Raw genomic sequence first — 16186 nt, 5'->3', positions numbered from 1 at the left:
CCCGCAACTGTTTGTCACCCTTACAATCCCTGATGCAAGGCTCCCCATCGGCCCGGGCGGCGCCGGCCCCCAGGGCCAGGGCCAGGGCCAGCGCCGCCGCCAGGGCCAGGACCATCGCGTTCCGCATCCCCGCCTCCTCTCGCTTATGGGGTGAAGGTGAGGGTCTTCTGCATCGGATAGGCCTTCAGATCCACCTGGTCCGGGAAGAAGTCCTTCTTCCCGAAGGTCCGGCCCAGCGCCGAGCGGGTGGTCCCCCGCACCCCCAGGACCTCCCACAGCCCCAAGCCGTCCGCGTCCACCACGTGTATCCGGCGGGTCAGGCCCTTCCCGCCCGCCAGGAACCACCGGTGGACCCCGGCGTGGTAGAGCACAGGCTCCACCCGCCGCAGCACCGTCCCCCCCTCCAAGCGGACCGGCCGGATCTCCGTGACGCGGCCGCCGAAGACGTTCTCTATCGTGCCCTCCCACTGCACCCCGTAGGCGGCGCCGGGGTAGTCCCGGTAGAGGTAGACCAGCACCGGGTAATCGGGGTCGCCGGTGGAGAGGGCCGTGTAGGGGGTGAGGACCTCGTCGATCTTCCGCCCCGCCCGGTCGTAGAAGAGGTATTCCATCCAGGCCAGGTAGATGCTGATGGTCTTCCGGGTGATCTCCGGCCCCGGGTCCCAATACCAGGGGACCTCGACCTCCTTGTCGATCTTGGGGGGCACGTCGGCCCGGGTGTAGGTGGCGAACAGGGCGTCGGCCAGGTCCCGCCACAGGCCCTGGTAGACGCAGGGGGGATCGATGCGGTAGATGGGCTTGGGCAGCTGGATGGGCTTGCCGGTCTTCGGGTCCCGCAGGTCCAGCCGGATCTCCACCAGCCGCCAGAGGAGGGGGTCCTCGGGGCAGAGGGGGGCGGGGGTGGCGGTGGGCCGGGAGGCGGCCGCCGTCACGGTGGCGAAGACCGCCGTGGCCGTGGGCGGGGGCAGGGTGGGGGCGGGGCGCTCGGCGGGGAGGGCCTGGCGGCTCTGGAAGAAGGCCCAGAGGAAGACGGCGGCGGCCAGCCCCAGGGGGAGGAGGAGGGCATAAGCGGCCGGGCGGAGGCGGCGCCGGCCATAGTCGTCATACGTGAGATACCACCACAGCTCCCGGATCAGGGTGCGGATCCCGCGCATCGGACACCTCCGGTGAGGGTTAGGGATTCGATACTTTCATCCAGATGATCGCCCCCCTGGGTGGCGGCGGGGGGCGGGGAACCCGCCGCCGGCCCCAGGAGGAGAGCAAGGAGGAACAGGGGGAGGGCGATCCGTCGCATCGCGCTTATCTCCTTTCCATCCCCTCGGGGCTGACCACGAACGTCGCCGCCGGCTTCAGGGCCGCTGGGTTGACCGAATCGGGGAAGATATCCTTCAGGCCGGCGCGGGCGAGCAGCTCCCCCCGCCGCCAGAGGGGCAGGCCGAACAGCCCCGCCAGCTGCTCCGCCGACCCCGCCGGGACGGCGTGGACCGCCCGGGGCGTGGGCGCATTCCTGGGATAAGCCCCCGGCACCCAGCGCCGGGCTTGGGCGTCGTAGACCATCACGATGACGGAGCGGACGACCTCCCCGCCCTGGATCTCGTAGCGAACCCAGAGGTCCTCCTCCCCTTCCCGGTGCAGGGTCCCCCAGGCCTCCTGAGGCTTATCATCATAGATGTAAACCAGGACCGGGAAGTCGGGATCCCCGGTGGCGACGGCCGTGTAGGGCAGGAAGAACTCATCGATCTTTCGACCCCGGGCGTCGTAGAAGGCCACAAAGTCGCCCGGGCGATCTGGCCTCACCTGGGTCTGGGGGATCTCGGTTCCCGGGGCCCAGAACCAGGGGACGGAGAGGGTGCGATCGGCCACGGAGGGGATGGGGGCGTCGGGGGCCGGGACCAGGGTGCGGGCGAGGTCCCGGGCCAGGGCCTCATAGACGCAGGGCGGATCGATCCGCTGGGAGGGCGGGGAGACCGGCTTTCCCCCGGATTCGATGGGGATGAGAGACCAGCGGTCGGGTTCCTCCGGACAGGCGGCGGGGGAGGAGGAAGTGGGCGCCACGGCCTGAGGGGTGGGGGTGGCCAGCGGGAGGGCGACCGTGGGTGCCGGCCGGGTAGAGGTGGGGTGGGCGGGCACAGGCGATCCCGCCGGCTTCCCCTGGCAAGCGAAGAGAATAGCAGCCAGGGGAAGCAAGGCCCATCGTGACGGTTCGAAACGGCCCATTGGAAGCCTCCAGGAAGGATCGTGGGCCTGGAGCATATGGCCCCATGAAGATGATAGACGGCGGGAGGGGGCGATCTCTTCCGGGGGCTCTGGGGTTCGATGAACGATCTACCGATAGGGAAGGAGCGTGGGAGAACGATGCGGGAGTGCGTGGAGATATCGGTGCGGGGTGATCGGGCGGGTGGGGAGGGACACGCCTTCCCAGCGCGGGGGGAAGCCATCCGGAGGCCATGACCCCCGGATGGGCAGCGTGTCGCGGGCGAGGACAGGGCTCCGATAGGTGTTTCAGCCTCGCTTTGGCGCAGAGGGGAAACCCATATCGCGGCTTTTACTTTTCCTCGCGGTAAAGGCGCTCCCGGAGGGCCATGATCTCGCGGCGCAGGCGTTCGTTGTGCTCCAGCTCGCTCTGCACCTTCTCAATGCCGTAGAGCACCGTGGTGTGGTCGCGGCCCCCAAAGGCCTCGCCGATTTGGGGCAGAGAGGCCCCGGTCTCCTCCCGGGCCAGATACATGGCGACCTGTCGTGGATGCACCAGCTCCTTGTTCCGTCGCGGCCCACGGAGGGCCTCCGCGGGAACCCCATAGAAATCGGCCACCACCTGGATGATCTGATCGATGGAGATCGATTTGCGCCGGGGCAACAGATCGGCCAGGGCACTGGTGGCGATCTCCATCGTCAGCGGAAGGCCCATCAACTGGGCGTAGGCCACCACGCGGTTCAACGCCCCCTCCAGCTCCCGGATGTTGCTCTGGATCTGTCGGGCGATGAACTCCATCACGTCGTCGGGCACGGGGATCGCCAGCCCCTCGGCTTTCGCCCGCAGGATCGCGATGCGGGTCTCCAGATCGGGAGGCTGGATATCAGCGATCAGCCCCCACTCGAACCGCGAGCGAAGCCGCTCCTCCAGGGTCACCAGGGCGCGGGGCGGGCGGTCGCTGGAGATCACCAGCTGCTTGCCGTTGCTGTGCAGTGTGTTGAACGTATGGAAGAACTCCTCCTGGGTGCTCTCCTTGCCGGCAATGAACTGGATGTCATCGATCAGCAGCACGTCAATGGAGCGATACTTGTCGCGGAACTGATCGGTCGTCTGGGCCCGGATGGCGTTGATCAGGTCGTTAGTGAATTCCTCTGAGGAGACGTAGAGGACGCGCAGGCCTTTGCGCAGGCAGACATGGCCGATCGCATGGAGAAGGTGGGTTTTGCCCAGCCCCACGCCTCCATAGATGAACAGCGGGTTGTAGGTCTGGGCGGGCCGCTCCGCCACTGCCAGCGCCGCCGCATGGGCCAGCCGGTTGCTGGGCCCCACCACGAAGGTCTCAAAGGTGTAGCGGGGGTTCAGACGCTGGGCCCAAGGGGAGGCGGCGCCCGCATCTTCATCGCCCGGATTGGAGGCCGAGGGCCGCACCTGGCCGTTCTCATATACCACAAAATGGACGGTCACCGGCCGCCCTATCACTCCGGTCAGCGTGCGGGCGATCACCGTCCGCAGCCGGTGTTCCAGCCAGTCCCGCGCATAAGCGCTGCGAACCCCGATGACGAAGGTGTCCCCCTGCACCGAGACTACCTGGCTTCCTTTCACCCATGTCTCGAAAGTGGGCTTGGGGATCTGCCACTGGAGCTCATTCAGGACGATTTGCCAGATTTCACTGGGATGGATGTCGGTCATCCTTCCGTTCTCCCATAGTCCCGTGGATCCGCCCATCCTAACCGGTATGGGTGGCGTGGGATGGATTGGGCAAAGCGCTGATCGCGTTGCGAATCTGGGTGGGCGCTCACGAGGGAGATGGAATGGATCCCTTGGCTGAAACCTCAAGCCTATCGGGAAAACCCAGACAGGGAGCCTGAACGTTCTGGTCCCCATAGGGAGGCCCTTTTTCTTCGATTCTTCTCGCTCGATCTCTACGAGGCCCGCCCCCTCCGCCATCGTTTTTGGGCTCCGTCCCGGGCGAAGCGCCAGGGCCTCCGGATCCGGGGACATGCGCCTTTGATTTTATCCGGGACCCATCTCCCCAGCAATCCATGGCGTGCTCCTTTAACCTGGCGGTTTTCCCCAATGTTTTCCACAGCTTCGCCTCGGAAATCCCCGATCTTTGGGCGTTTATCCCCACAAGCGTATCGGTTGAACCCTGGTTCTCCCCATCGTTTTCCACACCGGCTGGGATGGCCCTGGCGCGCCCTGTCCCTGGGGCGGTTTTCCCTCTCTTCAGGGGATGGGAGGGGCTATGGGGAAAGCGCGCATAGCGGGAGCGGGATGGGGGGCGCGGGAGGCGTCGATGAAGCTGCCCGCCTCTTCTTCGACCCTCCGCTATAATCGATGAGGAGTATCCGCTCCGGGCGGATCGCGATCTCATTGCGGGAGGAGGACGTGAAGCGATTGATGATCGCGGGCGGGGCCGGCTTCATCGGCTCCAATTTCGTGCGCTGGACGCTGGAGACGTATCCCGACGCCTATGTGCTGGTGTATGACAAGCTGACCTACGCGGGGAACCTGGACAACCTGAAGGATGTGGCGGAGCGGTTCCGCGGCCGCTACGCCTTCGTCCGTGGCGACATCTGCGATGCCCGGGCAGTGCACGAAGCGATCCGGGACCATCGCATCGAGGCCATTGTGAACTTCGCCGCCGAATCCCACGTGGATCGCTCGTTGATGGAGCCGGGGAGCTTCGTCCAGACAGACGTCTATGGGACTTATGTGCTGCTGGAAGCAGCCCGGATCTTCGGGCTGCGTTATCACCAGGTCTCCACCGATGAGGTTTACGGCGAGGTCCTGGAGGGCGCCTCCAGGGAGCAGGATCCCCTGATGCCCCGCAGTCCCTATTCGGCCAGCAAGGCGGGGGCGGACCTCCTCTGCCTCGCCTACCACGTGAGCTTTGGGGTCCCGGTGACCATCACCCGGGGCTCCAACAACATCGGCCCTTATCAGTATCCGGAGAAGTTCGTTCCCCTGTGCATCACCAACGCCATCGACAACGAGCCGCTGCCGATCTACGGCGATGGCCAGCAGATGCGGGACTATCAATACGTCCTGGATCACTGTGAGGGCATCGATCTGGTCCTGCGGAAGGGGCAGCCGGGGGAGATCTACAACCTGGGGACGGGGATCTCGACGCCGAATCTGGAGGTGGCGAAGAAGATCCTGGATCTATTGGGGAAGCCCTATTCGCTGATCCGGCTGGTGCCGGACCGGCCGGGGCACGACCGGCGCTATGCCCTGGATATTTCGAAGATCATGGCCCTGGGGTGGCGGAGCCGGCATACCCTGGATGAGGCGCTGGAGAAGACCGTGCGGTGGTATGTGGAGAACGAGTGGTGGTGGCGGAAGATCAAGTCCGGGGAATACCAGGAATACTACCGGCGCCAGTATGCCGAGCGGCTGGCCCGAGGCCGCCCCGCTTTCTCGCCCTGAGTGCTTCGCTCGCGGGCGTCCTCTTGATCGTTCCGGGCATCCTGGATCTCTGAAAGCCCTTCCCCCGGCAAGGATCGAAGGCCCATGACGCCGCCGGGCTCCTATGAGGGAGGGCGAGATGGCCCTTCCCCTCAGCCCCTCAGGCCTTCTTGAGGGAAAGCCGGAGAGGCATCCCGGATGGCGGCCCGTCACTCCGGCTCCACGATCATCCGGATGGCCATGGTCCGCTCGACGCCCCGCCAGAGGAGCAAGATCTCCTCATGGGCATGACCCCGAACCCGAACGGTCCGGCGCTCTTTCACCCGGGCCACCCCCAGCCGGATGAGATCTTCTGGATCCACCGGGATCATCGCGGTGGCGATCCGCGCCCCCTGGGCGGAGAAAGTCCCGGAGAGGGCGATCGCCATGGGGGGGCGTTCCTCCTCATAGGCCCGCCAGAACCCGGAATCCCGCCCGATCCAGCACAGCACGTCCGGCGTCTCCAGGGCTCGCCGCTTCCAGTCCACCAGCCCCACCATATCCGGGAAGCCGGTGGCCAGATACCCCGCCAGCCGCCGTTCGTCCACCAGCTCCGGGATCGAGCGGTTCCACTGGCCGTTTTCCTCCGCGAAGAGCAGGCGCATGCGGGATCGCAGATCCGGCAGGTAGATGTTCGCCGCTTCGTCCAGGACGCGATCGGCGAAGCCCTGGGCCCGGGCTTCTTCGGCCGCCGCGGAGGGATCCTGCTTATAGCGCTGCATGTAACGGATCAGCGCGGCCATCGCGGCGTTCAGATCCCCCTGGCGGTTGGGCGGTGGCCCATAGCCTGGCAGCCGCCACGGACGGCCGACGGCGAGCAGGGAGACCGCGGCGATCAGGCTGTCCAGGATTTCTCCGGATTCCCCAGCCGCCTGGGCGGTGAGCAGGGGAACCGCCAGACGGGCCGGAAGGCCCAGCTCCAGAATCTGATAGCCTCGCGGGGTGATCCGCCCCCGGTGATCCAGCGCCTCCAGCCGCCGGAGCAGCCGGGTGGCCTCTTCCACCGCCTCCCGGGAGGGCGGGTCGGGGAGGGGGAGTTCCCGCACGGAAAGCCCCAGGGCCGCGCCAACCAGGACGATCCGTTCCGGCGAGGAGCGCAGGGTCTCCGGCGGCCGTGCGACCTCCCGCAGCTCCTCCATCCGAAAGCACCGGATGCAGATCCCCGGCGCCGTCCGCCCGGCGCGCCCCGCCCGCTGGGCGGCCTCCGCCTGGGAGATCGGCACCACCGGCAGCCGGACAAACCCCCGGGTGTCGGCCTCGCTCCGGCGCACCAGTCCCAGGTCCAGCACCAGCCCCGCGTTCATGGTCAGGGAAACCCCGGCCAGCTCGGTGCTGACGAAGAGGCGCGTCTCGCTGCGGTCGGCCGCTTTCTCCACCACCGCCTCCTGCTCGCTGACGGCCATGGCCCCGTAAAGGGGGATCACCTCGTTGCGGAACTCCGATCGCAGCGCCTCCACCGTGGCTTCGATCTCCCGGACGCCGGGCATGAAGATCAGGGCGTGAAGGGGAATCCCCAGATGGGCGATCCGGATCTCATCCCCCCGGACCTCCACCTCGGTGCCCTGGAATTTGAGATGCCGGTAGCGCCGCAGGGTTTTCAGGACCACCTGGGCGGGCTGGTCGACCCGGATGGGGAAGCGGACCGGCCACTCGATGATCCGGATGGGATACTGGGGGGCGGGGAGCTCGATCTCGATGATCTCATATCCGAACCGCCGCGCGAGGCGGGCGATCCGTTCCTCCACCTGCTCCAGGGTGGCAGACATCACGGCGAAGGGGCAGCCTTCTTTCAGGATCAGGGCGAAGGCCAGGTCCCCCTCCATCTGGCGGAGGTGGATTTCATCGACGATGGGGAAGATCCCGGAGAGGCCCTGGCTCAGGATATACTGGATCAGGATGCCGGTGGTGACGTAGGCCACGTGCACATCCAGCATCCCATAAGGAAGCGTGTGGCTGCCCCGCACGGCGTATCCCACACGTCCCCGCAGGATCAGCTGGCGCCCCCCGGCGAAGGCATATACATCCGGGTGCAAATCCGGCGGCAGCTCATATACCCCGTCCCGGGTCCGTTGATTCACATACCAGGCCAGGGAGATGGCGGCCGCTCGAGTGGGGACGGCCACCATGGCGGGTTTATCCGCCCATGCCGCCAGCAGAAAGGGCACCACCGTGGATTTCCCCGAACCCGGTGGCCCTTTCACCAGATACATCGTCGGCGTGGAGGATTTCGGGCCGCGTTCCATATTCCCCTTTCTGATTTGGATTCGGAGGCTGTCCGCGCGCCTCGGGACGACCCCTGGAGGATCGCTTCGGAACGGTCAGCGCCGCAAGCAAGGGAATTTTACCCCCGTGGGGAGCGGGGCTTCATCAGGGTCTGGATCTCCGCTGGGTCATCGCGGGAAAGGGAAGCGGGCAAACCGGCTACGAGCGCAGGGGGTCGATGCGGCTCAGCCACGCCTTAAACGCGCGCCATGCCTCGACACCTGTTTTGTGGCCGCCCGCGTATTCCACGCAGGTCGTTTCGGCTCCTGAAAGATGGAACTGCTGGCACAGTTGACGGGCGCGTTCCACCGGGACGATGGGGTCATCGAGGCCATGGGCGATGAAAACCGGAAGGCCGGATAGAGCGGGAGGCCAGGGGAGGCTGGGGGATTCCAGGAGGAACCCGCTGAATACCGCGAGGCCCGCGATTCGTTCCGGAGCCTGCAGCGCGAGCCGGGCGGCCATCGCTCCGCCCTGGCTGAAACCCACCAGCAGCCATCGCCGGGGGTCGATGGGGAAGCGCTGGGGGAGCTCATCGAGGAGCTGGATCAGCTGGGTCAGGCTCCGGGACAGGGCCATAGGATCGGGCTTCCCATCGGCGAGGGATGGATACCATGCATAGCCGCCCTGGGGGAGAGGATAGGGCGCGCGCGGACGAACCAGCCACCATCCGGGGCCGAAGGCGGTCTCGAAGATCGCCATCGATCCCTCGTCGCCGCCCCAACCGTGCAGCAGCAGGGCGGCGGGGGCTTTCCCTTCCATGGGCCCTTCATCGGACCGGCGGATCCGATAGATCAGGGTCACCGATCAGGTCTCTCCTCTCGGTGGACACGGTAGGGGGAGCGGGGCGCCCCAGGCGCCCCGCTCGCCGCCAATGGGCCTGTATTCGGGGAGGCGGGATGTCCCTTCCTCAGTGAGGCAACCCGTGGCCTTTCACGCGGCCCGGGCCCGGACGGGCTCCTCGGCCCGCTCGAAGACCAGCCGGCCATCCCGCAGATCCACCCGGATGGTGTCGCCCTCGTGGAACGTCCCCTTGAGGATCTCCATGGCCAGCGGGTCCGCCAGCTCGCGCTGGATGGCCCGCTTCAGCGGCCGGGCGCCGTAAACCGGATCGTAGCCCACTGTGGCCAGATACTGCTTCGCGTCTTCGGTGACCTCCAGCCCCATGCGCCGCTCGGCGAGCATCGCCCGCAGCCGCCGCAGCTGGATGTCCACGATCTGCCGCAGGTGCTCCATCGTCAGCGGGTGGAAGATCACGATCTCATCGATCCGGTTCAGGAACTCCGGCCGGAAGTGCTGGTCCAGGGCGCTGAGGACCAGCTGGCGCATCTTCTGCTCATCGTGTCCGGCCAGCTCCTTGATCCACTGGCTGCCGATGTTGCTGGTCATGATGATGATCGTGTTCTTGAAATCTACGGTGCGGCCCTTGCCATCGGTGAGCCGGCCCTCATCGAAAACCTGCAGCAGCACGTTGAAGACCTCGGGATGGGCCTTCTCGATCTCGTCGAAGAGCACCACGGTGTAAGGCCGGCGTCGCACCGCCTCGGTGAGCTGGCCCCCCTCCTCATAGCCCACATAGCCGGGCGGGGCGCCGATCAGGCGGCTGACGGTGTGCTTCTCCTGGTATTCGCTCATATCGATGCGGACCATGGCCCGCTCGTCGTTGAACAGGGCCTCGGCCAGGGCCTTGGCCAGCTCGGTCTTGCCCACGCCCGTCGGTCCCAGGAAGAGGAAGACCCCGATGGGCCGGTTGGGATCCTTCAGGCCAGCGCGGGCCCGCCGCACGGCGTTGGCCACTGCCCGCACGGCCTCGTCCTGCCCGACGACCCGCTCGTGGAGCCGCTCCTCCAGGTGCAGGAGCTTCTCCGTCTCCCCTTCCATCAGGCGGACCACCGGGATGCCGGTCCAGGCGGCCACCACCCGGGCCACGTCCTCGGCGTCCACTTCTTCCTTCAAGAGCCGCTTGCCGCGGCTGAGGGCGTTGAGCTCCTCCTCCGCCGCCCGGAGCTGGCGCTCCAGGTCCGGGAGCACCCCATAGCGCAGGCGGGCCGCCTCCTCGTAATCCAGGCGGCGCTCGGCCATCTCGATCTGATGCTGGGTCTGCTGGATCTGCTCCTTGATCTGGCGGACCTTCTGGATGACGGCCTTCTCCCGCTCCCACTGGATGCGGAGGGCATCCGCCTGCTCGCGCAGCTCGGCGATCTCCCGTTCGATCGCCGCGAGGCGCTCCCGGCTGGCCTCGTCCCGTTCCTTCTTCAGGGCCTCCCGCTCGATCTCCAGCTGCAGGATGCGGCGGTCCAGCTCGTCCAGCTCCGTCGGTTTGGAGTCCATCTCCATCCGCAGGCGGGCCGCCGCCTCGTCGATCAGATCGATGGACTTATCTGGAAGCCGGCGGTCCGGGATGTAGCGATGGCTCAGGGTGGCGGCGGCGATCACCGCGGCGTCGGTGATCCGCACCCCGTGATGGACCTCATAGCGCTCCTTGAGCCCGCGCAGGATGCTGATGGTCTCCTCCACCGACGGCTCATCGACATAGACGGGCTGGAAGCGGCGCTCCAGGGCCGGATCCTTCTCAATATACTGGCGATACTCGTCCAGGGTGGTGGCGCCGATGCAGTGGAGCTCGCCCCGGGCCAGCATCGGCTTGAGGATGTTGGCGGCGTCCATGGGAGCCCCTTCCGCCCGCCCGGCGCCCACCACGGTGTGGATCTCATCGATGAACAGGATGATCTCCCCCTGGGCGTCGGTGACTTCCTTGAGAACGGCCTTCAGGCGTTCCTCGAACTCACCCCGGTATTTGGCCCCGGCCACCAGCGCCCCCAGGTCCAGCTGCACGATGCGCTTGTTCTTCAGGCCCTCGGGGACGTCGCCGCGGACGATGCGCTGGGCCAGGCCCTCGACGATGGCCGTCTTGCCCACGCCGGCGTCGCCCACCAGCACCGGGTTGTTCTTGGTGCGACGGGAGAGGATCTGGATCACCCGGCGGATCTCTTCATCGCGCCCGATAACCGGGTCCAGCTTCCCCGCCCGGGCCAGGGCGGTCAGATCCCGACCGTATTTCTCCAGGGCCTGATAGGTGGCCTCCGGCGTGGGGGATGTCACCCGATGGGCGCCGCGGACCGCGGCCAGGGCGCGCATAATGGCATCGCGGCTCAAGCCCCGTCGCCGCAGCGCCGCCCCGGCGGCGCCGTCGACCCGGTCGGCCATCGCCAGGAGCAGATGCTCCGTGCTGACATACTCATCCCGCATGGCCTGGGCTTCCCGCTCCGCCTGACGGAGGGTTTCCGCCGCGGCGCGGGAAAGGCCTACCTCACCGGCCCCATACACCTTGGGGCGGCCGGCCAGATAGCGCTCCAGCTCCTCGATGAGCTCCTGGGGATCGGCCCCGGCCCGACGCACCACCTGCGGCACCACGCCGTCGGTCTGGCGCAGCAGCGACAGGAGCAGGTGCTCGTTCTCAATGGCCGGGTGCCGGTATTCTTCGGCGAGCCGCTGGGCTTCCAGCAGGGCTTCCTGCGCTTTCTCTGTAAACCGATTCAGGTTCATGTTCCCTCCTCCATTCCGCTTTGGCGATCCAATCCCAATGTATCCCGGAGGTGTCAGAGAGAGGTTAGAAATGGATTAATGATCCGTATGCGCCGGACCTCGCGCGTTTCAAAGGGATGGGACGACCCAGGCTTCCTACCCCGCCTTTTATCTCTTGGAGCCGTAGGGAGATCCTATCCCCCTCTGGACGCGCGGACGGGTGGCTGTTCATCGGCAGAGCGGGTTGATCTGCGGCTTCCCCCCGCTCTCTGGGCTCCGATGTGCTACAATCCCCATAGGCTCTTCCTCCCTCGCGCCTCGGGTTGTGAAGCGATGCGAGGCAGAGAGGAGCCTCAGATCGCCCTGGAACCTCAGATCCAGCGCCTGGGGGTGGATATGGAGATCACGCTGACCATCAACGGGGAGCAGCGAACGTTTTCGATCGCCCCATCCACACGTCTTCTGGATCTGCTCCGCCGCGCGGGATACTATGGGGTCAAGCACGGCTGCGATGACGGCTCCTGCGGCATGTGCACTGTCCTCCTGGATGGCACCCCGATCCTCACCTGCGTCACGCTGGCGGCGAAGGCCGATGGACGTTCGATCCTCACCATCGAGGGCGTGGGACGGACGCCGGAGCTGGGCTGGCGGCGGACGGAGGGCCTGCACCCGATCCAGGAAGCTTTCATCGAAACGGGCGCCATCCAGTGCGGCTTCTGCACCCCGGCCCTGGTGCTGGCGGCCAAGGCTCTCCTGGATCGCAACCCTAACCCGACCGAGGCGGAGGTCCGCGAGGCCTTCAGCGGGATCCTCTGCCGGTGCACCGGCTACCTGAAGCCGGTGCAGGCGGTGCTGCGGGCGGCCGCCCGCATGCGCGGGGAGCCCGTTCCCCCGATGGAGGAGGAAGCCCAACGCCTGATCATCCCGCCGGAAGGGCCGCTTCCGCTGGGCGAGGGGTTCCCCGTCGGAGAGATCTCCCCGCCGGAGCCGGAGGGCGGGGCGGGCCTCCAGACCCGAGCGCGCACCATCGTCCTGCCGACCATCGTGCTTCCCCAACGGATCCCGGAGACCCGCGTGGTGGGCAAGCCGGAGAAAAAAGTCGACGCCCTGCGGCTGGTTCAGGGGAAGCCGGCCTTCACCGATGACTTCGAGCTGCGCGGCATGCTTTATGCCAAAGTGCTCAAAAGCCCCGTCCCCCACGCCCGGATCCGGCGCATCGACGTGAGCAAGGCCCGGGCACTGCCGGGGGTAGCCGCCGTCCTCACCTATCAGGATCTGCCGCGGGTGATCTATTCAACGGCCGGGCAGTCCGATCCCATCCCCGGGCCGCTGGACACCTTCTCCCTGGATTCCAAGGTGCGCTTCGTGGGCGATCGCGTGGCCTTCGTGGCCGCGGAGACCCCGGAGATCGCCGAGAAGGCCCTGGAGCTCATCGAGGTCGAGTATGAGGAGCTCCCGGCGGTCCTGGACCCCCGGGAGGCGATGAAGCCGGGGGCGCCGATCATCCACGACGAGCCGGAGTATGTGCCCTTCGATGGGTCGGACCCCTCCCGCAACCTGGCGGCTCAGATCCACATCGAGATCGGAGAGGTGGACAAAGGGTTCGAGGAGGCCGATTACATCTTCGAGGGCGAATATGTGGTGCCCAAGGTCCAGCAGGCCAGCCTGGAAACCCACGTGGTGATCACCTACTGGGATGAGGACGATCGTCTGGTGATCCGCACCTCGACGCAGGTGCCTTTCCACGTGCGGCGGATCCTGGCGCCGGTGCTGCGGCTTCCCCCCAAGCGGATCCGGGTGATCAAGCCGCGCATCGGCGGCGGCTTCGGGGGCAAGCAGGAGGTGCTGATCGAAGATATCGCCGCCCACCTCACCATCGCCACGGGGCGGCCGGTTCGCCTCGAGTGGACGCGGGAGGAGGAATTCACGGCCGCCCGTTCCCGGCATCCCATGCGCATCCGGCTGCGGACCGGCGTCAAGCGGGATGGGACCATTGTGGCCAATGAGATGTATGTGCTCTCGGACACGGGGGCTTACGGCAGCCATGCCCTGACCGTGGCCGGCAACACCGGGCACAAGGCGATGGCCCTCTATCCCGCCTGGGATGAGAAGGGCGAGCCCCGCATTCGCTTCCACGCCGACGTGGTTTACACCAACACCCCTCCCTCCGGCGCCTTCCGGGGCTACGGCGTCCCCCAGGGCTTCTTCGCCGTCGAGGTCCACATGGAGCGCATCGCCCGGGCGCTCGGGCTGGATCCGCTGGAGTTCCGCCTGAAGAACGCCCTGAAGGCGGGGCAGGAGCACCCCTTCAGCCGGGCCTGGAGCGAGGGCCGGGAGCCGCGCCCCGAGATCGTCCATACCTGCGGGCTGCCGGAGTGCGTGCGCTACGGCGCGGCCTACGTGGGCTGGCATGAGAAATTCGGGAACCCGGACTGGCATCGGGTGCCCGGGCAACCCCATCTGCGCCGGGGGATCGGCGTCGCCTGCGTGATGCAGGGGACGGCGATCCCCTACCTGGATATGGGGGCGGCCAGCCTCAAAATGAACGACGACGGCTCCTTCAACCTGCTCATCGGCGCTACCGATCTCGGCACGGGGTCCGACACGGTGATCGCCCAGATGGTCGCCGAGGTGCTGGGGTGCGCGGTGGAGGACATCATCGTTTACTCCTCGGACACCGATTTCACCCCCTTCGACAAGGGCGCGTATGCCTCCTCCACCACCTACATCTCCGGCGCGGCGGCGGTGAAGGCTGCCGAGCAGGTGGCGGAGCAGATCAAAGAGGTGGCGGCGGCCCTGCTGAGCGAGCGCGGGTCGCCGGTTTCCCCCGCCGACCTGCGCCTGGCCGACCGGCGGGTCTGGGCGCCCGATGGCCGGAGCGTGACCCTGGAGGAAGTGGCCCTCTCCTCCCTCCACCATCGGGATCAGCGCCAGATCATGGCGGTGGCGTCTTATGTCTCTCCCGTTTCGCCGCCGCCCTTCGCCGCCCAGTTCGCGGAGGTGACGGTGGATATCGAAACCGGCGAGGTGCGGGTGGATCGCCTGGTGATGGCCGTGGACGCCGGGCGCATCGTCAACCCGTTGACGGCCTCCGGGCAGGTGGAGGGGGGGATGATCCAGGCGCTGGGCTATGCGGTCTCGGAGGAGATGGTCTTCGATGAGCGGGGCCGTGTGGTCAATCCGCGCTTCGGACCCTACAAGATCTTCCAGGCCCACGAGGTGCCGGAACTCGGGGTGATCTTCATCGAGACCGTCGAGCCCACCCATCCTTTCGGCATCAAGGCCGTGGCCGAGATCCCGATGGACGGCGTGGCGCCCGCCGTGGTCAACGCCATCTACGACGCGGTCGGCGTGTGGATCACCCAGATCCCGGCCACCCCCGAGCGGGTCTGGCGGGCTCTCCGGGCCGCCGGGAAGGACAGCGCTCCGGGGGAGCCGGGATAAGCTCGGTCCACGCTGATCCCCCGCCTCTCGGGTCCTCCGGGCCCGGAGGCGTCGGCCGCCGGGCGGAAGCCCGGGATTTTATCATGACATTGGGAAGCCTTCATCGCCGGTTTGAACGCTGAGCTTCGAGGGGACACGCCCATGGAGACCCATGGGAGCAGGGAGGAGCTTCAGGGGCGGACGGCGGCCCGTTCCGCCCTCCGGGTGCTCCTGTTGATGTCCGATACCGGCGGCGGCCACCGCAGCGTTTCGGAGGCGCTGGCGGAGGGCCTGCGGGCCCTTTATGGGGACGCGGTGGAGCCCCGCATCGTGGATGCTTTTATTCAATACGCTCCCTTCCCATTGAATCGTTCTCCCGCTCTCTATCCCTACATGGTCAAGCCGGCCATCGTGCCCTTCTACGCCCGGGCCTGGCATTTCGCCAACCATCCCCGTCGGGCCCGGCAGCTGGTCTATCTCTTCTGGCCGTGGGTGCGTCAGCGCATCGCCAAACTGTTCGCCGAAAACCCCGCCGATGTGATCGTCTCCGTTCATCCCCTCTTCAACGACGTCACCCTGCGCTACTGGATGAAAGCCCCGCGCCGCGTCCCCTTCGTCATCGTCATCTGCGACATCGGCTCCATCCATGCCCTCTGGTGCGCGAATGCGGATCTGGTCATCGCCCCGCACGAAGGCGCGCGCCATCGGGCCATCGCCTGCGGCGTGCCGCCGGAGCGGGTGGTGGTCACCGGCTTCCCCATCCGGTTGCGCTTCCGGGACGTGCGGGGCCGGCCGAAAGCCTTCTGGCGGGAACAGCTGGGCTGGCGGCCGGATCTCCCCACGGTGCTGGTGATGGGCGGGGGGGAGGGCATGGGGAAGGTCTTCGAGAACGCCCGGGCGGTGGCCGAAGCCGGGCTGCCGCTCCAGCTGGCAGTGGTGGCCGGCCGGAACGAACGGCTGCGGCGCCGCCTGGAGGTCGTCGAGTGGCCGGTCCCCACGTATGTCTATGGCTTCGTGCGGGCCATCCCGGAGATGATGGCGGCGGCGGATGTCATCGTCACCAAGGCGGGCCCGAACACCATCGCCGAGGCCCTGGCGGTGGGCCGCCCGATGATCCTCACCCACTATCTGCCCGGCCAGGAGGAAGGGAACGTCGATTATGTGGTTCAGGGAGGGGCGGGCCTATACGCGCCGGAGCCCGAGCAGGTGAAGGAGGCCGTCCGGGAGTGGCTGAGCCGCCCGGATCTTCTGGAAACCTTCGCCGCGCGGGCGGCCGCCATGGGCTACCCCGATGCGGCCCTGGACGCCGCCCGGTGGATCGGGGAGATCGCCCGG

9 protein-coding genes are annotated in these 16186 nt (G+C 67.2%); 3 read left to right on the top strand and 6 right to left on the bottom strand.

Going from position 1 to position 16186, the window contains the following annotated elements:
• Positions 1-143: 143 nt before the first annotated feature.
• The 3 genes from VAE54_RS02415 to dnaA form a co-directional block, all read right to left on the bottom strand.
• A complete protein-coding gene (locus VAE54_RS02415) occupies positions 144-1154 on the bottom strand; it encodes a hypothetical protein (protein WP_322800337.1) in 1011 nt (336 codons plus the stop codon).
• A gap of 145 nt (positions 1155-1299) precedes the next feature.
• On the bottom strand, positions 1300-2217 hold the full coding sequence (locus VAE54_RS02410) for a hypothetical protein (RefSeq protein ID WP_322800336.1): 918 nt from the start codon (positions 2215-2217) through the stop codon (positions 1300-1302).
• A 328-nt stretch (positions 2218-2545) separates the two neighbouring features.
• Positions 2546-3874: a chromosomal replication initiator protein DnaA gene (gene dnaA, locus VAE54_RS02405; protein WP_416223759.1), complete on the bottom strand. Its 1329-nt coding sequence runs from the start codon at positions 3872-3874 to the stop codon at positions 2546-2548.
• Between the two features lie 708 nt (positions 3875-4582).
• On the opposite strand from dnaA, the gene rfbB reads away from it, so the two are divergent.
• Positions 4583-5623 (top strand): dTDP-glucose 4,6-dehydratase, encoded by a 1041-nt coding sequence (gene rfbB / locus VAE54_RS02400; protein ID WP_322800334.1) that lies wholly within the window; start codon positions 4583-4585, stop codon positions 5621-5623.
• Between the two features lie 188 nt (positions 5624-5811).
• Here rfbB and VAE54_RS02395 read toward each other — a convergent pair whose 3' ends face one another.
• From VAE54_RS02395 to clpB, 3 genes are all read right to left on the bottom strand, one after another.
• Entirely contained in the window at positions 5812-7884 is a 2073-nt protein-coding gene (locus tag VAE54_RS02395) for a helicase-related protein (RefSeq protein ID WP_322800333.1), read from the bottom strand.
• A gap of 178 nt (positions 7885-8062) precedes the next feature.
• Entirely contained in the window at positions 8063-8707 is a 645-nt protein-coding gene (locus VAE54_RS02390) for an alpha/beta hydrolase (protein WP_322800332.1), read from the bottom strand.
• A 129-nt stretch (positions 8708-8836) separates the two neighbouring features.
• Positions 8837-11449, bottom strand: coding sequence for an ATP-dependent chaperone ClpB (clpB, locus tag VAE54_RS02385; RefSeq protein ID WP_322800331.1), 2613 nt, complete (start codon positions 11447-11449; stop codon positions 8837-8839).
• Positions 11450-11761: 312 nt separating this feature from the next.
• Between clpB and VAE54_RS02380 the strand changes: the two genes are divergently transcribed.
• Both VAE54_RS02380 and VAE54_RS02375 read left to right on the top strand, forming a co-directional pair.
• Positions 11762-14872, top strand: a complete 3111-nt coding sequence (locus VAE54_RS02380; protein ID WP_322800330.1) for a molybdopterin-dependent oxidoreductase — start codon at positions 11762-11764, stop codon at positions 14870-14872.
• Between the two features lie 141 nt (positions 14873-15013).
• On the top strand, positions 15014-16186 hold a 1173-nt coding region (locus VAE54_RS02375; RefSeq protein ID WP_322800329.1), incomplete at its 3' end, for an MGDG synthase family glycosyltransferase.

Source organism: Thermoflexus sp. (genome assembly GCF_034432235.1).
In the GTDB taxonomy this organism is placed as follows: Bacteria; Chloroflexota; Anaerolineae; order Thermoflexales; family Thermoflexaceae; genus Thermoflexus.
Note: the sequence above shows the minus strand (reverse complement) of the source record. Positions and strands in the feature narration are given on the sequence as shown.

What these genes read in the sequence shown, in the direction of transcription:
- VAE54_RS02410 (WP_322800336.1), bottom strand. Translation starts at nt 2,217, where the DNA reads ATGGGCCGTTTCGAACCGTCACGATGGGCCTTGCTTCCCCTGGCTGCT.
- clpB (WP_322800331.1), bottom strand. Translation starts at nt 11,449, where the DNA reads ATGAACCTGAATCGGTTTACAGAGAAAGCGCAGGAAGCCCTGCTGGAA.
- VAE54_RS02380 (WP_322800330.1), top strand. Translation starts at nt 11,762, where the DNA reads ATGCGAGGCAGAGAGGAGCCTCAGATCGCCCTGGAACCTCAGATCCAG.
- VAE54_RS02395 (WP_322800333.1), bottom strand. Translation starts at nt 7,884, where the DNA reads ATGGAACGCGGCCCGAAATCCTCCACGCCGACGATGTATCTGGTGAAA.
- VAE54_RS02415 (WP_322800337.1), bottom strand. Translation starts at nt 1,154, where the DNA reads ATGCGCGGGATCCGCACCCTGATCCGGGAGCTGTGGTGGTATCTCACG.